The following is a 16,926-nucleotide window of genomic DNA, read 5'->3' as shown; positions in this document are numbered from 1 at the left end:
GAAAGCGTACGGATCGATTGTCGGAAGGCGGGAAAGCGTTTCGGGCTGTTTTCTCCATGACAGTATCTCTAAAGTACATTGGGCTGGCCGTATTGGGCCTTGGCCTGTCTACCCAATTGGCTACGGCACAGGGCTGTGTAGCCGTTCGGCACATGAGTTGCGCGGCTCCGGGCGGGGCCAATTCAGCCGATTATTTTAAGCAACGGTCGGGCCGCTGGCAGGTGTCGGCGGGGTACCGGTATTTCCGCTCGCACCGGCATTTTGTGGGCGATGTAGAGCAAAAGCAACGCTACGAACAGGGCACCGAAGTGGTCAACATTTCGCATGGTATCGACCTGGGCGTTACCTACATGCCGTCGCTGCGTTGGCAGGTATCGGTCAATCTGCCGCTGCAATACAACGACCGGTCGTCGCTCTACGAACACTACGGCAACGCGGTGTCGACCAACCCCGAGCAGAAGCGCTTCCATACGGGGTCGCAGGGCATCGGCGACCTGCGGATTTCGGGCAGCTACTGGCTCAAAAACCCCGCGTCGCTGCCCAAAGCCAACCTGGCCATCGGCCTGGGCGTGAAGCTGCCTACTGGGAACTACGCCGTGACCGACGATTTCCACAAACGGACGAAGGAAGGGGCTGACTATACCATCAACAAACCCGTCGATCAGTCGATTCAGCTGGGCGATGGGGGCGTGGGCGTGAGCCTCGAATCGCAGGGCTACTGGCAGGTGGGCAAACAGCTCGCAGTGTACGCCAACGGCTTTTACCTGTTCAACCCGCGCGAGACCAACGGCGTGGTGCGCAGCCCCGAAGCCACCACCATCGATCTGGTGACGGGTACGTTCTCTGTGGCCGATCAGTTTGCGGCGCGCCTGGGCGTGAGCGAGTCGATCCGGCTGGTGCCGGGCCTGTCTGTTATGCTGGGCGGGCGCGTGGAAGGCGTACCGGCTATCGATGCATTCGGCGGCAGCAGTGGCTTCCGTCGGCCGGGCTACATCGTATCGGTCGAGCCGGGTCTGGCCTACATGCGGCACAAGTACGCGGCCGCCCTGACCGTACCCGTGGCTGCCTACCGCAACCGGACCAAAAGCTACTCCGATCGCCTCGACCCGCTGGGCGTGCGGCAGGGGGATGCCGCCTTTGCCGATTACCTGATTTCCTTCAACGTAAGCCGCTGGTTTTAAGTAAGGTCAGTTGGCGGTGTGGTCATTTGCCTTCGGCGTCATTGGTGGTCATTGATTGTCATTCATAGTCATTGGTGGTCATTCATTGTAAAAAACGATCAATGACAATTGAATGACCACCAATGACCACCAATGACGGCGAAGCCAACTGACTTTTCTCCCTCTTTTTATGAAACGATATCTCTTTATTCTTGTGCTGGTGGTGAGCCGCACGGTTGGGGCCTGGGCGCAAATGCCGCAGGACGCGATTTACATGCCCAAAAAATCCATTTGCGTAGCCGCCATGTATGGCAAGAGCGACTGGAACTGGTACTGGGAAAACACGCTGAAACGCGAAAACTACAACATCGGTACGCACACCACCCAAAGCGCCTCGCTGATGGCGGCGGTGGGCCTGAGCAACCGGGTCAACCTCATCGTCAACGTACCGTACGTCTGGACGAGCGCGAGCGCGGGTAACCTGCTGGGGCAACGTGGGTTTCAGGATCTGTCGGGCTGGCTCAAGGTCGAGGCGGTGCGGGTGAAGGAATTCTCGCTGCACGGTATCGCGGGTGTCTCGACGCCCCTGTCCAGCTACGTACCCAACTTCCTGCCGATGTCGATCGGGATGGGTGCGCGCACGGTATCGGGGCGATTGCTGGCCAACTATCGGGATACCAAAACGGGCCTGTATGCCACGGCGCACGGCACCTATACCTGGCGGGGTAACATCCGCATCGATCAGGATTCGTATCAGGCCGACAATCGGGTGTACAACACCAATGAAGTGGCTGTTCCTAACGCGGCCGATGCGGCGCTGCGGCTGGGTATCCTGCGGCGTACGTTTCAGACCGAAGTGTTTGTGGAGCGGTTTACCTGCCTCTCGGGCGACAACATCCGCCGCAACGACATGCCCTTTCCGACCAATAACATGCAGGCGACAACGGTGGGCTGGTACGGCAAATACCAACCCCATAACGTCGGGTTTAACGCGCGCGTCGGTTACGTAACCAATGGCCTCAATATGGGCCAAAGCACGGCGTTTACGCTGGGGCTACTGTATCAGATTAACCTCAACTAGTTTGCCGTTCGCCCTTGATAATCTGTGTTTTACTGGTTGATTATCGATTCGTGACGAGCAGACTAAATAGCTTTTGACTTATGAAACTTGCGTATAAATTAGGAATTGTGAGTGCGTTGTTGACGGGTGTCTGGGCCTGCGACAAGACCATTGACGAACCACAGCGGCTTGGGTACGTGCCCGCCAGCGTGGACGAAAAAGCCGGTACGTGGAAAACCTACGTGCTGACTAGCCCTACCGACGTAACCGTTGCCACGCCCGCCCTGACGACTTCGCCGGAGTATCAGGCTGAACTGGCGAATCTGAAAACACTATCGGCCAGCCTCAACGCCCAACAGCAGGAGGCGGTCGTGTATTGGGGAGCAGGTGCCGCCTACCGCTGGAACGAGATCGCCCGCGAGCTGTCGGCCCGCTACAACCTGGCGCCCGCCTCGAATGCCGAAGGCAAGTACCCCGTTCCCGACGCAGCCAACCCGCTGGCCGATCCGAAATTTCCATTTGCCAACCCGCCCTACACGGCGCGTGCCTTGGCCTACCTGAGCGTGGCGCAGTACGACGCACTGGTGTTGGCCTGGAACTACAAGTACAAATTCAACCGGGTGGCCCCCTCGAAAGTCGACGCGGCGGTGCGGGTGGCGCTGCCCGTATCGGCCCTGCCCGCCTACCCGTCGGAAGACGCGGTGGTGGCGGCGGCATCGGCCGTGGTGCTGAAAGCCATGTTTCCCGGCGAAGTGGCTTATATCGACGCCAAAGTGGCCGAGCACCGCAACGCCCGGCTGTGGGCTGGTATGAACGTAGCCAGTGATCTGGCCGCCGGTGCCGATCTGGGTGCTCAGGTGGGCGCGAAAGTGATGGGCCGCGCCAAGAATGACGGCATGAGCGCTGCCAACAACCAGACGCTTACGGCGGGGATGGTCGAGAAGGCCAAAGGGTTGGGTATGAAGGAGGTGTGGGTCAGCCAGGAAACGCCTGCCCGGCCGCCGATGCTGCCGAACTACGGGGCCGTTCAGAACTGGAACTTCGATGCGGCAACGAAGGTGAAACTACGTCCCGAAATGGGCCCGGTGCCAGGTAGTGAGCAGTTCAACAAAGAACTGGCTGAACTCCGCGACATCCAGAAAAACCAGACCCGCGAGCAGGCCCGCATCGCCAACTACTGGGCCGATGGCGCCGGTAGCTACACCCCGCCGGGCCACTGGCACCGCACGGCCGCCAACGCCGCCCACGAAGCCAAATATAGCGAAGTACGCATGGCCCGCACGCTGGCACTGGTTGGTACCACACTCATGGACGCGGGCGTATGCTGCTGGGAGACAAAGTATTACTACTACAGCCCCCGCCCGCAACAGTACGGCGTGAAAACGTCGGTCGGCCTGCCCAACTTCCCGAGTTATACCTCGGGGCACTCGACGTTTTCGGCCGCGGCGGCAACCGTGCTGGGCAGCATTTTCCCTGAGCGCACCGACGAGTTCTGGGCCAAAGCGCAGGAAGCGTCTGACTCACGCGTGTATGGCCTGATTCACTTCCGCTCTGATTGCACGATGGGACTGAAATGCGGGAAAAACATCGGCAATTACGCCGTAGCTAGAGGGAAAGCCGACGGCTCAGGCCTGTAATTCAGGCGTAGTACCTGCCCGGTATGCCACTGACGAATCGACGTCGGGAGCCGGGCGGGTATTCGTCTGCCTACTCAACAAGCAACATGCATTTTACTGGACTCCTCCTGCCGGCCGTGTTGCTGGCTGGTGGTGCGTGCGTAGCTCAGGCGCAGACCGATACCCTGCGCACGACGACCCTCGATACGTTGGAAGTGACGGCCAACCGGAGCCGCGTGACGCTACCCCTCCCCGAGGTACACGGCACGTACCTGCTGGCTGGGCGGCGGAGCGAAGTGATCCGGCTGGCCGATATCGACGCCGACATTGCCCAGAAGAACCCCCGGCAACTGCTGGCGCGGATCCCCGGCCTGTTTGTGTACGACATGGATGGCACCGGCAATCAACTCAACGTGGCCACGCGCGGCCTCGACCCGCACCGGTCGTGGGAGATGAACCTGCGCCAGAACGGGATCATCACCAACTCGGATATGTATGGCTACCCGGCGAGCCATTACTCACCCCCGACCGAAAGCATCGAGCGGATCGAACTCGTGCGTGGTACGGCGTCGCTGCAATATGGGGCGCAGTTTGGCGGGATGCTCAACTACGTGACCAAGCAGGCTGACACTACGCGCCACCTTGGTTTCGAGACCGTCAACTCGATTGGGTCGTTCGGCACACGCAGCACCTACAATGCCCTAGGCGGGCGCGTGGGTCGGCTGACCTACTACGGCTATGCCTACTGGCGGCATTCGGATGGCTACCGCGACAACAGCCGGTCGGATGCACAGGCGCAGTTGGTCCGCCTTCAGTATCAGGTCAATCCCCGGATGGGTCTGACCGCCGAGGTCGGGCGTTCGCGCTACGTCTATCAGATTCCCGGTCCGCTTACCGACTCGATGTTCCGGGCCAACCCTCGGCAGGCAACCCGCGGCCGTAATTTCTTCAACCCGGCTATCTGGGTGCCGTCACTTCGGCTCGACTGGCAATTGACGCCCCAAACGCGGCTGCAATGGGTAACGTCGGCCGTGCTGGGTGACCGCAACAGCGTGCAGATCGACGCCTTTGCCACCGTCACCGATCTGCCTGATCCGACGGGGCAGTACCGGCCGCGGCAGGTCGACATTGACAACTTTAACAGCTATACCTCCGAGGCGCGGCTGTTACAGCAATTTACGATAGATGGTCTCGCAGGTACGTTGGTCGCGGGGGTTCAATGGATGCACAACGACCTCCACCGGCGGCAACTGGGAAAGGGTACCACTGGCACTGATTTTGACCTCAGCCTGACCACCCCCTTCGCCCGCGATTTGTGGTATCATACCCGCAACGGCGCGGCATTCGTGGAAGGGCAACTCCGTGTGGGGCGGTTAACGCTCTCGCCTGGTGTGCGGGTTGAACAGGGCGACACGCAACTGCGCGGCAGCATCAGCTACTACGACGCGGCCGAACTGCCTACGACCATCCGCCACCGGTTTGCGCTGCTGGGCCTGAACGGGCAGTACCGGCTCAACGACCGGATGCGACTCTATGGCGGCTGGTCGCAGGCGTATCGGCCCGTGCTGTTTAAAGACATTATCCCGACGTCGGTGTACGAGCAGATCGACAAAAACCTGCGCGACGCTACCGGCTACAATGCCGAACTGGGCCTGGAAACGCACTGGTCGGGCGGGCATCTGAACATCAGCCTGTTTGAGTTGCTCTACCGCAACCGCATGGGTACGTTGGTGTTGATGGACGGCAACAACCAGCCTTACACCCTCCGTACTAACATCGGGGATAGCCGCAATCAGGGTATAGAGGTCTTACTGGAAGGACAACTGGCCAGCTGGAAAGGGGGGAGCCTCAGCGGCTTTACGTCGACGTCGTTTCTGGACGCGCGATATACCAACGCCCGGGTGTCGGTCAATGGGGAGAATGTCAGCGTAAATGGTAACCGGGTCGAGTCGGCTCCACAGATCACTAGCCGCAACGGCCTGACGCTGCGTTACCGAACTGCCAGCCTGACGGTGCAGTACAGCTACGTGGGCATGACCTACGCCGATGCACTCAACACGCCCGTGCCGTCGGCCAATGGCGCCAAGGGCCCCGTTCCCGCCTATGGCCTGCTCGACCTGAACGCCACTTGGCGCGTAGGGCCGCACCTGACGCTGCGGGGGAGCCTGAATAACTTGACCAACGAGTCGTATTTCACCAAACGCCCCACATTCTATCCGGGGCCGGGCGTCTGGTCGTCGGATGGCCGCAACGTCATGCTGTCGGTGGGGTACAGGCTGTGAGTAATGAGTGAACGTATTTCTCCATACTTTATGAACCGTAATCTGCTTCTCTGGGCGAGCGTTGGGTTGGTGCTGCTGATACTACTCGAAGCGGCGCGGGTGTATTTTATCATGCCGTTCCCCGGTAGTCAGCTCGACGATGCCGCCAACCTGAGTCGTGTATCGGTGGCGTACTGGCTGCATCAGCACGTAGGCTGGCTGCGGGGAATGGGGCTGCTACTCGTGGCCTACCCGCTGGTTCGGGTTCTGTGGCGGCCCGCCCGGCCCAGCGACCGGTGGGTAGCGGGTGGGTTGGCTATCGCCTACGGGCTGGTGCTGTACGTGGTGAACCAGACCATGATGGCCGACCACATGTTTTTGCAGCCGACCACCAAGCGTATGCTGTCGATGGCGCAGAACAAAATTGGGACCAACAAGCTGGTGCTGGGCGTCGTGGCCAACGGCGAAGCGCGGGCGTACCCGATTCAACTCATTGGCTACCACCATCAGGTGCGCGACACGGTGGGCGGTAAACCCCTGATGATCACCTACTGCACGGTGTGTCGCACCGGGCGTGTGTTTGACCCCATCGTGGGCAGGCAACCCATGACCTACCGGCTGGTCGGGATGGACCATTTCAACGCCATGTTTGAAGACGACCGCACGGGCTCCTGGTGGCGGCAAGCGACGGGCGAGGCCATTCTGGGACCGCTCAAAGGCCAAACCCTGACCGAGTTGACCGCCCGGCAAATGACGCTGGCCGAATGGGCCGCCGAACACCCCAACACCCTCGTAATGCAGCCTGACCCGGCTTTTCGGGAAGAGACCGACAGCCTCGCTACGTATGACCTTGGGGTACGCCGGGGTAAACTGACGGGCCGCGATTCGGCATCGTGGCACCCCAAATCGTGGGTAGTCGGGCTGGCCGACAAACAAACCGCCGTCGCTGTCGACTGGAATGCGCTGGTTAAAAAGCGGACAATCAACACCCGGCTGGGTGCGCAACCGGTGTTGCTAACGCTGGCACCCGATCGGCTCACCTACCGCGCGTTTGACCGCAGGGTGGCGGGGCGCGTGCTCACGTTTACGCCCCTCGCCGACGGGCAATTTACCGACCGCGAAACCCAGAGCGTCTGGAGCAAAGCGGGGCTGGCTACCACCGGTACGTTGGCGGGGCAGCAGTTGACCAACGTACCCGCGCATCAGGAATTCTGGCACTCGTGGCGGTCATTTCACCCCACCACCCAAAAAACGGAAGGCGAGTAACGGTAGCGATAGACCAGACGACCAACGCGTTGATTGGCGATCAGACACTGTGTTCAGTTGATGAGCGCACCGTGCGCTTTGGGCGTATCTTTGCCGCCGTGAAAAAGATCCTGATCCTGAACGGTCCCAACCTCAACCTGCTGGGCAAGCGCGAACCGACCATCTACGGCAACCGCTCGTTTGTCGATTACCTTAAAACGATCGAGGCCCAATTCCCCGACGTACAACTGCATTATTTCCAGTCGAACCACGAAGGCGAACTGATCGACAAGATTCACGAGCATGGCTTCGATTTCGACGGGATCGTGATCAACGCTGGGGCTTACACCCACACGTCCATCGCTATTGCCGACGCGCTGGGGGCCGTCACTACGCCCGCCGTAGAGGTGCACATCAGCAATGTCCACGCCCGCGAAAGCTACCGGCATCACAGTTACCTTTCACCCAAATGCAAAGGCGTCATCGTCGGCCTCGGCCTGACAGGCTACGAACTGGCCGTACGCTACTTAATCAGTGATGAATGATAAACGATAAGTAGTAGGCCGGGCATCACTTGCTGCTTACCACTTACCACTCATCGTTTACTCCCCCATCCCTATGATCACCTTCTATCCCGGTCCATCCAAAATTTACCCGCAGGTGGCAGCCTGGGCGGCGGAAGCCTGCACGTCGGGCATCGTCAGCATGAACCACCGCAGCCCGGAGTTTATGGCCGTTACGGAAGGGGCGATGCGCGGGGTGCGCGACAAACTGAACGTACCTGAGGGCTACCACCTGGCCTTTGTTTCGTCGGCCACGGAGTGCTGGGAGATCGTCGCCCAATCGCTGACGGCACAGACGAGCCTGCATCCGTACAGCGGCGCCTTTGGCAAAAAATGGATGGACTATGCCCACCGGATCAAGCCCCCGCAGCAGCCCGACGAAGCCGATGTGCTGTGCGTGGTCCAGAATGAGACGTCCAACGGAACCCAGGTACGTATGCCGGCGCTGGGTACGTTCCGGCAGGAATTCCCCGACGCGCTGATTGCCGTCGATGCCGTATCGTCGATGGCGGGTATTGCTTTCGACTGGACGCTGGCCGACGTGTGGTTTGCGTCGGTACAAAAATGCTTCGGCTTGCCAGCGGGGCTGGCGGTATTGATCTACTCGCCCCGGGCGCTGGCCCGTGCCGAGGCAATCGGCGAGAACAATCATTACAACAGCCTGCTGTTTCTGCACGAAAACTTCAGCAAGTTCCAGACACCCTATACGCCCAACGGACTGGGTATCTACCTGCTCGACCGCGTGATGCAGACCGTACCGCCCATCGCCGAGACCGACGCCCATATCCGGCAGCGCGCCGCCGACTGGTATCAGTTTTTTGAGGAAGCGATGGCCGGCTCACCCTTTCGGCTGCTGATCGATGAGCCCGAACGCCGCTCCGATACGGTCATTGCCGTGACGGGAAGCGAGGCCGATATTAAAGCGGTCAAAGGGGCCGCTAAAGCCGCTGGCTTTATGCTGGGCAATGGCTACGGCGACTGGAAAACCACGACCTTCCGCATCGCCAACTTCCCCGCCATTACCGACGACGACGTAGCCCGGTTACAGGCGTGGTTGAGGGGGTGGGGGTAATGTACAATGTAGAATGTACAATGCACAATGGGTGTAGGCGTCGCTACCTTTGCAACTCACCTCATCTTCATTCCCATTACGGTCCGCCGCTGTGGTGCATTGTACATCGTACATTGTTCATCGTACATTGTTCATCCCCTTCCCGCTATGCCACTCAACTTTAAAGAGATCATCTCGGTCACGCTCATTCTGTTTTCCGTCATCGACGTGCTGGGTTCGTTGCCCGTGATCATCGACCTGCGCCAGAAAGTTGGTACAATCGAGTCGGAGAAAGCGACGCTGGCCTCGGGTGTGCTCATGCTCACGTTCCTGTTTGTGGGCGAACGCATTCTGAAACTGTTCGGCGTAGACGTGCAGTCGTTTGCCGTGGCCGGGGCCATCATCATTTTTCTGATCGGGCTGGAAATGATTCTGGGCCGGACCATCTTTAAGTCGGAAATCGAGGCCGACAGTGCGGCCCATATCGTGCCCATCGCCTTTCCACTGATTGCCGGGGCCGGTACGCTCACCACCCTGATTTCGCTGCGGGCCGAATACCAGATCGGCAACATTGTGGTGGGCGTCATCCTGAACCTGATCCTGATTTACATCGTGCTCAAATCGGCCGCCTGGCTCGAAGACCGGATCGGACCGGGCGGGCTGAATGTGCTGCGAAAGGTTTTCGGCATAATTTTGCTCGCCATTTCCATCAAACTGCTCAAGAGCAACCTGCTCCCAGCTAATTTTTAAACGGCCATATATTTTTCTTCTTCACGTAAGAGTCAAAAGCGATTTTTGACCACGATTCTAGATACTCGTAGTTTTCTTCCATTTCAGCAATAGTTACCCAGCGACCATCCATCTTGTCTTTCTCTATAATTTCTATTTCTGAGTAATTTAGCTCGATTTCAAAAAGAAGTCCAATATGTACCTGCCCTACTTCTGAAACATCATCGTTTATAAAGCCAATCAACTGCGGAATTGAAAAATCTCCTATGTTAATTTCTTCTCTTATTTCTCTTATTAGGCCGCCTATGATAAGGTCATAATCACTAGAATAATCGACTGGATTAATGTGTCCGCCAAAACCAATCGACATCTTATTGTGAAGTCGTTTCTCGGTTTGAGTATTTTTTCTTCTAGACAAAAAAAACTTTTCTTTGTAATTGATTAGAACATATGGAATTATCTGCTTGTGGGAATTGTCATTTTCTGCGTGGCTTCTGATCATTTGTATACAATTACTTAGTATTTTAATATACAAATTTTCGACATTATCGCTGATAAAGCCAAAAGGGTTATCTAACAAAGTTTCATTGATGACCTTCCTAGGAACCGCAATAATTACTTCTTCTGACATTGTGCTAATATTAAGGGAGTTGAATCGTTGGTTTGGTCGCGTTTTGGTACCTACCATTATACGAATTTACGTGTTTAGTCGAAGCCTTGATGATAAAGAGATCTCCTACTTTCTGTCTTGGCAATAGACGAATTCTCATATTAGAAAGATTACATATCTCAAAAGTGATTTTACCTTTAAATCCAGGCTCAATTTGAGAGTCATTGCAATGTAATGACACGAAAAGCCGTGCCAAAGACCCTTTAGTTTGTAATAGGCCGAAATAGCCAATCGGAATCTTTACAGTTTCATACGAGCACGCGAGAACAGATTGCTTAGGTTCTAGAACTACACCGTCGTTTATATTTATAACTTGTTCTTGTATCCATTCTTCAGGAATTTCGGTGCCATATGTCAAAATTACACTTTCGTCATTAGGAATGATTTTTATTATCAAAGAGTCAAGTGTAAGACCTATTGAGGTGTTATCAAATCCACTGGCTAAATCGTCAACAATATTATGTTGAGTGATTAAACTTTTTAAATTGTCCCCGACAATAATCATTTCTTGTCAATTTTACCTGATTTACTATCAGATTCGATAGCGCTAAAGATTGAATTTCTATTGGTTAACCCAACGAATAAAGCAACGAGAAAGGCTATAATAGCAATAATATGAGTCACTAATTGCATATTACCCTTGTAAGCATTAAATAATTTTTGAGTTCTGGTTAAGTAAACCTTGTTTATTTGCCTGTTTGCGTCATAATTTTTTAAAGGGCTATTCATGTTCGACTCCATTTGGAAAAACACACAGGAGCACAGAGGGTGCCCGCTTTTTATATGTATCCTCTTTCTACTCCCATTATATAGGCCTATATTGAGTTTTCCATTGAAACCTGGGTTGATCTTACCTGAAGAGATAAATGTGCCTTGAAATATTTGATGACCCTTCCCAATTACAATGCCAAATATGTTTAAAGGCAGACACACCTTTTGTTCTGTTTCTATCAACAGAGAGTTGAATGGTTCAATATATATGCCATCATCTGTGATTGTGTAGTGTTGCCCACGATCATGAAAGAAAAACCTGTTTCCAACGGTCAAGTCTAACGAAGCAGGACCATCTTCAATGTTGTAATTGTGCGGACTAATAAAAATTAAGCTGTCACTAGATTTTAGATTGCTATTATAACTATCCCAATCTTTAGTGAGCCTTGTTTCTAGATCGATTACAGCCATCTCGCCTGTTTCGTAGTGTCTTAAGTATGAAAAATATAAATTTTAGTTACAAAGACTGTCTTCTTGTTCACAATCTTGCATGATTCACTGAAAATATGCATGTTGTTGGTTATAAATTGATTATGTGTCAATTTGCGTTCTGAGTAAAAACCAAAGATAGTATAGAATATCCGTGACTCTCTCCAATTCGGATGGAGAAATCAATCTATATAACTGTCGGTTGTATTATACAGTCCACAAATGGGCCAAAGGTAAGAGATGAATTTAATACTCAATTCTTTCATTAAGGGAGGTTAAACTATATATGAATCCTGATTATGGTACAAAAGGGTGATCTATCATGTTGTTGATAATCAGTAGTTATTAACATGAATATTGTATCATGTACTTTGGGTCGGCGTTACTTTGATATTTAGGATCAGTAGAGGTTAAGTTGTGGTTTACTGTTGAGCGACGGTTTACCGATGAGGCAAACGGTTATTATTAATCGGTCATATTTTTGTTCGATATCTTCTTAAAATCATTATTTCAAACTTTGTATTTAAGACCTTTTTTAAGTGATGATCAACGCCCAGACGCTCACCGACCGCTTTATTCGGTACGTACAGATCGACACCCAATCGGACCCGCAATCGACGGCCAGCCCGACCACGGAGAAACAAAAAGACCTGGGGCGCGTGCTGGTGCAGGAACTGCACGAGCTCGGCATCACCGACGCCGAACTGGACGCATTTGGGTACGTCTACGCCACCATCCCCGCCAACGTACCTGGCGACGTACCCGTACCCACCATCTGCTTCTGTGCGCACATGGATACCTCGCCCGACGTGACGGGGGCGGGCGTGAAACCGATCATTCACCGGCAGTGGAACGGCACTGACATTATCCTGCCCGAGCCCGCCGACGCGCCCATCGTGATCGGTCAGAAAGACCACCCCGATCTGGCGCAGCAGGTGGGTAACGACATCATCACGGCGAGCGGCGATACGCTGCTGGGCGCCGACAATAAAGCGGGTGTGGCGGCGATCATGGCGGCAGCCGACTACCTGATGGCCAACCCGGACGTACCCCACGGGCGCATCCGCATCCTGTTTACGCCCGACGAAGAAGTGGGCAAAGGCACGGCCAACATCGACATGGCGAAACTCGATGCCACCTACGGCTACACCATCGATGGTGAATCGCTGGGTACGTTGGAAGACGAAACCTTCTCGGCTGATGGCGTACAGATCGTGATTCAGGGCGTGAGCACGCACCCCGGCTTCGCCAAAGGCAAACTCGAAAACGCGCTGAAAATCGCGGGTGATATCCTGGCGGGTCTGCCCCGCACGGGCCTGTCGCCCGAAACCACCGAGGGCAAGGAAGGCTTTGTGCATCCGACCCACATGGAAGGCAATCAGGACCGCGTGGTGCTGGACTTTATCGTGCGCGATTTCACCACCGACGGCCTACACGAACACGAAGCCCTGCTGCAATCGCTCGTCGATGAGGTGCTGGCTAATTACCCGCATTCGACGGCGACGCTGACGGTGCGGGAGCAATACCGCAACATGAAAGAGGTACTCGACCAGCACCCCGCCGTGGCCGAACACGCGCTGGAAGCCATCCGGCGGGCGGGCCTGTCGCCGCAGCGGCGCAGCATCCGGGGCGGCACCGACGGTTCGCGGCTGTCGTTTATGGGCTTGCCCTGCCCGAATATCTTCGCCGGTGAACACGCCTTTCACTCGCGGGAAGAGTGGGTATCGGTGCAGGACATGCAGAAAGCCGCCGAGGTGATCGTGCACTTGGCCCAGATTTGGGCGGGTAAGTGATTGCCTTCGGGTATGAATCAACAGCTACAGTTCTGATTACAAAGACGACCATTGCGCTGTAGAGCCGCCTCTTAGCCGAGTTTGGCTCTGTATTAAGACGCTGTTGTACATAGTTCGATCGTAAAATTGATGTGATTGTCTGCAACAGATGAAGCAAGGGATAAATGAACTGAGTCGGGAAGAAATTGGGATGCGTTTTCCCGTAGAGATCGTGCCTTTCGATCCACGTTGGTTCGATCTGTTCGATCAAGAGCGAAAACTTATTCTCAATACGCTGGGCGAGCAGCTAGCTCTGCGCGTTGAGCACTTTGGCAGTACGTCTATCCCTGAACTACCAGCGAAGCCAACGATCGACATACTGGTCGAGATTCCGACTGATGAGCGCCTGCATGATGATATTATCACAAAGCTAGTCGCGCAGAACTATGACTTTATGTGGCAAACAGATGCCGAGCCACCGTATATGGTCTTTGTTAAAGGCTACAACGTGACCGGCGCCAAACAGCAGACCTACCACATTCACATGGGACCGCAAACACACGCTTTGTGGGATCGACTTTACTTTCGGGACTACCTGCGTGAGAAACCAATGCTAGCCAAAGCATATGCTGAGTTAAAAAATGAATTGGCTAAAGTATATCGCAATGACCGGGTAGCTTATCGACTTGCTAAAACTGATTTTGTCAAAACAAAGACGGAGGAGGCAAAGCAGTATTATGTGCTTTAACGTTTATTTGTATGGGTTTTTGACTTGAAGACAAACTAGAAAAATTTATGCTAATAGAATTCTGTGGTTGTCGGAAAGGGTTTGCCAAGATATCATCCACTCATATGTTTAGAACATATTTTAGTTTGGGTCTTAAGCAAGCAAAGGAAACAACGGATAAATTACTTGATGGAGAGTGTTTTACCTTTTCATTAGGTGAAAGCCAAGACGCGGAAGAGGTAGTTGACGCATTTTTAAAAATTGGCGCAATCTGTTTTGCGAAACAAGATGAAGTTAGTATCTAATTTTAGCCGGAATGCCTTGTTTTAAATCAATTAATATATAGGTGAGCGATCGTGTTCAAATAAGTAAGCTAAATAGCCTAGTGACTCAAACGATAGGTCTGATAGCTTATGCGTTCTTTTCGGTGATTTGTCTTTTTATTGTTATTGTTGATTTTTCACTAACTGGATTGTTTTTACTATGCTTGTCCGTTGGGATAGGTTTTTACGTACTGATTAAGACCAAGCATAGGAATGTATATTATGAAGATGGAAAGATATATCTTGATAGCCTTTTCTATAGAGAAGTTTATGAGATTAGTATGTTTGATCGGATTTACAGTACTGCCTTTTCTGGGTATTCAATCAGGTTTAAAGATGGTAAAGAGTTTTATTTTAACTTATTGATAGAAGATTTAAAGTTGGTATTCAAAGCAGATCCTGATTCTTACGCCAACGAGCTTAATCGGAAATTATGGGATAAGGCAAGAGCTCATAGGGTAAAGCCAAATTCGTAACCTTATTTGCCGTGAAAAGGGAGTAGAGCATTCTCATTTAGAGCAGTAGAAGGATAACCTTTCCCCATCAAGCCGGTTGTAGGGGCTATGGATAATCTGTTTATTGCTCTCGGGCTGGTGTTGGGGCTGGCGATTGCGGCACTACTGTGGTGGTTTCTCAACCGGAAGCGTCGGTCAACGCCCGCTGAACCGGCCGAGCCGCTGCCGCCGAGTCTGGTGGAGCTATTGGCCGAGAATGTACCCTATTACGCCACGTTGCCCGCCGATCGGCAGGCGGTGTTCGCCGATCGTGTGAGTCTCTTTCTGGCTGAGGTGCAGGTAGAAGGCGTCGACACCGACGTCGATGACATCGACCGGGTTTTGGTCGCGAGCAGTGCCGTAATCCCAATGTTCGCCTTCGACGACTGGCAGTATCCCAACCTGACGACGGTGGTGCTGTACGAGTCGACATTCAACGAAGCTTATCAGACCGAGGGTGACGACCGGCGCATCATGGGGCAGGTTGGTACGGGTGGGGCGTTGCAGAGCACGATGGCCCTGTCGAAATCGGCGCTACGCAACGGCTTCATGAATAAAACCAGCAAGGAGAACACGGGCATCCACGAGTTTGTACACCTGCTCGACAAAGTGGATGGCGAAATCGATGGCGCTCCCGACCTGCTCATGCCCAAAGAACACCTGCAACCCTGGCTTCGCCTGATTCACCGGACCATGCAGGAGATGGAAAGTCATAAATCCGACATCAACCCCTACGGGCTGACTAACGAAGCGGAGTTTTTCGCGGTGGTATCAGAGTATTTCTTCAAACGGCCCGATCTGCTAAAAACGAAGCACCCCGAGCTATTTGCCCAACTCGAACAGATTTTCCGGCAAAACCCGCTCACCGACGAAAAAGTCGTGGAGGAAACCGCGGAACCATCGTTAAACGAGGAACCGGACGAACGCTAACGGGAGCTTGCGTTGGTGCGCGCTTTTCCTTCGTCCGAAATGTGCCGCTGACGGGTCATGGTCTTAATGTAGGCTACCCGCCGAAACCGCAACGCCGACCAGTCGCTGTCGATGGCGACCATTCGAACCGGCTCGAACCCCGCCTGCCCAACCGATTGCCAGCCCGTGTCGCGGTTGAAATCGCAGGTGTAGTTTTTCGAGCTACCCTTTGGATAGGCGAACCATAGCGTTGCGTCGCCCTGAAGCAGTGGAGCCAACTGCCCGATGAGCGCATCGATCTGAGCCTGCTGCGTTACGAAGGCCAGTGCAAACGAAACGGGCTCATTGGACCGAACGTCCACTTGCACGCTGCCATCGGGTAGCGTCTGTTGCAGCGCCTGCGCGAAGGCGGTCGGTGCGTTGAACAGCACAAGGGGCTGTTGCCCGGTGTAATTCAGTTTTTTGAGGAGGTCCTGCATCGATAGTATAGGGACGAATAGGGTAGGAGGGCACTGAATGCCTGTCCCAACTTAGTGATTTTGGCACTCAGTTGGGGCAAATGAAAAATGGAGTTTTAAAGGCGTAAGCGACGCTTTTTGTCATCCCGGTCGGGATGATAAAAAAGAGTCAGTTAGTAAGTCGTTACCCTGTACTGTTTGTCAATATGGCGTATTGGGTCATGCATCTATCAGCCTGTAGTGCGACTTGCCTCGTTAAAGCGGATTGCTGGAGTAACAACCGCGTATCATTCCGGTTGGGGGTATAAACAAGCAACAAGACGCTATGAACACGAAACCCATATCGGCCAAGCAACACGGCATTAATGATTACCTGTTTTCGGCCACGCAATTCCTGGTTCCGGAGCGGTTGGGCGCAAACCCGGAAGCCGTGAAGCTGTATCGGTTACTCGGGGGAAACCTGCTGCTCACCAACCTGCTGACGGACCACCCCGCCGGGGCGGCCCCGGTCATTGCCTACTCAACGCACCGGCTTATTGACATTGTCAGCGTGGCCGGGCTGGCACTGCTGACGTTCCACAAGGCCATCCGGAACGATAAACGGATGCTACCGTTTCATTTGGGCTACACGGCGCTGGCCGCCCTGCATATCGCCCTGACTAACTGGCAACGTAAGTCTTAATCAAAA

Annotated in this window: 17 protein-coding genes; 13 read left to right on the top strand and 4 right to left on the bottom strand. The window is 54.1% G+C overall.

Annotated features, from left to right (window positions below; translation table 11 throughout):
- Positions 1-56 precede the first annotated feature (56 nt).
- The 8 genes from FAES_RS18760 to FAES_RS18725 all read left to right on the top strand — a co-directional run bounded on the left by FAES_RS18760 (position 57) and on the right by FAES_RS18725 (position 9,706).
- The gene (locus FAES_RS18760; RefSeq protein WP_015332800.1) at positions 57-1,181 is read left to right on the top strand and encodes a hypothetical protein; all 1,125 of its coding nucleotides are present in this window, start codon (positions 57-59) and stop codon (positions 1,179-1,181) included.
- Positions 1,182-1,350: 169 nt separating this feature from the next.
- Positions 1,351-2,241: a hypothetical protein gene (locus FAES_RS18755; RefSeq protein ID WP_015332799.1), complete on the top strand. Its 891-nt coding sequence runs from the start codon at positions 1,351-1,353 to the stop codon at positions 2,239-2,241.
- Between the two features lie 80 nt (positions 2,242-2,321).
- Positions 2,322-3,857 carry a phosphatase PAP2 family protein gene (locus FAES_RS18750; RefSeq protein ID WP_015332798.1) on the top strand — a complete coding sequence of 512 codons (1,536 nt, stop codon included), beginning with the start codon at positions 2,322-2,324 and terminating at the stop codon, positions 3,855-3,857.
- A gap of 86 nt (positions 3,858-3,943) precedes the next feature.
- Positions 3,944-6,118 (top strand): TonB-dependent receptor family protein, encoded by a 2,175-nt coding sequence (locus tag FAES_RS18745; protein ID WP_148289400.1) that lies wholly within the window; start codon positions 3,944-3,946, stop codon positions 6,116-6,118.
- A 30-nt stretch (positions 6,119-6,148) separates the two neighbouring features.
- Positions 6,149-7,363 (top strand): DUF3179 domain-containing (seleno)protein, encoded by a 1,215-nt coding sequence (locus FAES_RS18740; protein ID WP_041258108.1) that lies wholly within the window; start codon positions 6,149-6,151, stop codon positions 7,361-7,363.
- Positions 7,364-7,461: 98 nt separating this feature from the next.
- On the top strand, positions 7,462-7,887 hold the full coding sequence (gene aroQ, locus FAES_RS18735; RefSeq protein ID WP_041259170.1) for a type II 3-dehydroquinate dehydratase: 426 nt from the start codon (positions 7,462-7,464) through the stop codon (positions 7,885-7,887).
- A gap of 73 nt (positions 7,888-7,960) precedes the next feature.
- Entirely contained in the window at positions 7,961-8,977 is a 1,017-nt protein-coding gene (locus FAES_RS18730; RefSeq protein WP_015332794.1) for an aminotransferase class V-fold PLP-dependent enzyme, read from the top strand.
- Positions 8,978-9,124: 147 nt separating this feature from the next.
- The gene (locus FAES_RS18725; protein WP_015332793.1) at positions 9,125-9,706 is read left to right on the top strand and encodes a MarC family protein; all 582 of its coding nucleotides are present in this window, start codon (positions 9,125-9,127) and stop codon (positions 9,704-9,706) included.
- On the opposite strand, the gene FAES_RS18720 is transcribed toward FAES_RS18725, so the two are convergent.
- The 3 genes from FAES_RS18720 to FAES_RS18710 are packed head-to-tail and all read right to left on the bottom strand — an operon-like array spanning position 9,696 to position 11,537.
- Positions 9,696-10,316, bottom strand: coding sequence for a hypothetical protein (locus FAES_RS18720; RefSeq protein WP_051054212.1), 621 nt, complete (start codon positions 10,314-10,316; stop codon positions 9,696-9,698). The genes FAES_RS18725 and FAES_RS18720 overlap by 11 nt on opposite strands.
- Positions 10,317-10,326: 10 nt before the next feature.
- Positions 10,327-10,860: a dCTP deaminase gene (locus FAES_RS30830; protein ID WP_041258106.1), complete on the bottom strand. Its 534-nt coding sequence runs from the start codon at positions 10,858-10,860 to the stop codon at positions 10,327-10,329.
- Positions 10,857-11,537, bottom strand: coding sequence for a dCTP deaminase domain-containing protein (locus FAES_RS18710; protein WP_041258105.1), 681 nt, complete (start codon positions 11,535-11,537; stop codon positions 10,857-10,859). The genes FAES_RS30830 and FAES_RS18710 overlap by 4 nt, the downstream gene beginning before the upstream one ends.
- A 560-nt stretch (positions 11,538-12,097) precedes the next feature.
- On the opposite strand from FAES_RS18710, the gene pepT reads away from it, so the two are divergent.
- The 4 genes from pepT to FAES_RS18685 all read left to right on the top strand — a co-directional run bounded on the left by pepT (position 12,098) and on the right by FAES_RS18685 (position 15,801).
- Entirely contained in the window at positions 12,098-13,348 is a 1,251-nt protein-coding gene (gene pepT, locus FAES_RS18705; protein ID WP_015332792.1) for a peptidase T, read from the top strand.
- Positions 13,349-13,496: 148 nt separating this feature from the next.
- Positions 13,497-14,075: a GrpB family protein gene (locus tag FAES_RS18700; protein WP_041258104.1), complete on the top strand. Its 579-nt coding sequence runs from the start codon at positions 13,497-13,499 to the stop codon at positions 14,073-14,075.
- A 47-nt stretch (positions 14,076-14,122) separates the two neighbouring features.
- Positions 14,123-14,359 (top strand): hypothetical protein, encoded by a 237-nt coding sequence (locus FAES_RS18695; protein WP_041258102.1) that lies wholly within the window; start codon positions 14,123-14,125, stop codon positions 14,357-14,359.
- Positions 14,360-14,940: 581 nt separating this feature from the next.
- A complete protein-coding gene (locus FAES_RS18685; protein ID WP_015332790.1) occupies positions 14,941-15,801 on the top strand; it encodes a M90 family metallopeptidase in 861 nt (286 codons plus the stop codon).
- Here FAES_RS18685 and FAES_RS18680 read toward each other — a convergent pair.
- Positions 15,798-16,259, bottom strand: a complete 462-nt coding sequence (locus tag FAES_RS18680; protein WP_015332789.1) for a hypothetical protein — start codon at positions 16,257-16,259, stop codon at positions 15,798-15,800. The genes FAES_RS18685 and FAES_RS18680 overlap by 4 nt on opposite strands.
- A 304-nt stretch (positions 16,260-16,563) precedes the next feature.
- Between FAES_RS18680 and FAES_RS18675 the strand changes: the two genes are divergently transcribed.
- Positions 16,564-16,920 (top strand): hypothetical protein, encoded by a 357-nt coding sequence (locus tag FAES_RS18675; protein ID WP_015332788.1) that lies wholly within the window; start codon positions 16,564-16,566, stop codon positions 16,918-16,920.
- Positions 16,921-16,926 lie beyond the last annotated feature (6 nt).

Source organism: Fibrella aestuarina BUZ 2 (assembly GCF_000331105.1).
Lineage (GTDB): Bacteria > Bacteroidota > Bacteroidia > Cytophagales > Spirosomataceae > Fibrella > Fibrella aestuarina.
This window is presented reverse-complemented; position numbering and strand designations above follow the sequence as displayed.

Excerpts from the sequence above, each read along its gene's own strand:
- FAES_RS18760 (WP_015332800.1), top strand. The coding sequence starts at position 57 with ATGACAGTATCTCTAAAGTACATTGGGCTGGCCGTATTGGGCCTTGGC.
- FAES_RS18755 (WP_015332799.1), top strand. The coding sequence starts at position 1,351 with ATGAAACGATATCTCTTTATTCTTGTGCTGGTGGTGAGCCGCACGGTT.
- FAES_RS18750 (WP_015332798.1), top strand. The coding sequence starts at position 2,322 with ATGAAACTTGCGTATAAATTAGGAATTGTGAGTGCGTTGTTGACGGGT.
- FAES_RS18745 (WP_148289400.1), top strand. The coding sequence starts at position 3,944 with ATGCATTTTACTGGACTCCTCCTGCCGGCCGTGTTGCTGGCTGGTGGT.
- FAES_RS18740 (WP_041258108.1), top strand. The coding sequence starts at position 6,149 with ATGAACCGTAATCTGCTTCTCTGGGCGAGCGTTGGGTTGGTGCTGCTG.
- FAES_RS18730 (WP_015332794.1), top strand. The coding sequence starts at position 7,961 with ATGATCACCTTCTATCCCGGTCCATCCAAAATTTACCCGCAGGTGGCA.
- FAES_RS18725 (WP_015332793.1), top strand. The coding sequence starts at position 9,125 with ATGCCACTCAACTTTAAAGAGATCATCTCGGTCACGCTCATTCTGTTT.
- FAES_RS18720 (WP_051054212.1), bottom strand. The coding sequence starts at position 10,316 with ATGTCAGAAGAAGTAATTATTGCGGTTCCTAGGAAGGTCATCAATGAA.
- FAES_RS30830 (WP_041258106.1), bottom strand. The coding sequence starts at position 10,860 with ATGATTATTGTCGGGGACAATTTAAAAAGTTTAATCACTCAACATAAT.
- FAES_RS18710 (WP_041258105.1), bottom strand. The coding sequence starts at position 11,537 with ATGGCTGTAATCGATCTAGAAACAAGGCTCACTAAAGATTGGGATAGT.
- pepT (WP_015332792.1), top strand. The coding sequence starts at position 12,098 with ATGATCAACGCCCAGACGCTCACCGACCGCTTTATTCGGTACGTACAG.
- FAES_RS18700 (WP_041258104.1), top strand. The coding sequence starts at position 13,497 with ATGAAGCAAGGGATAAATGAACTGAGTCGGGAAGAAATTGGGATGCGT.
- FAES_RS18695 (WP_041258102.1), top strand. The coding sequence starts at position 14,123 with ATGCTAATAGAATTCTGTGGTTGTCGGAAAGGGTTTGCCAAGATATCA.
- FAES_RS18685 (WP_015332790.1), top strand. The coding sequence starts at position 14,941 with ATGGATAATCTGTTTATTGCTCTCGGGCTGGTGTTGGGGCTGGCGATT.
- FAES_RS18680 (WP_015332789.1), bottom strand. The coding sequence starts at position 16,259 with ATGCAGGACCTCCTCAAAAAACTGAATTACACCGGGCAACAGCCCCTT.
- FAES_RS18675 (WP_015332788.1), top strand. The coding sequence starts at position 16,564 with ATGAACACGAAACCCATATCGGCCAAGCAACACGGCATTAATGATTAC.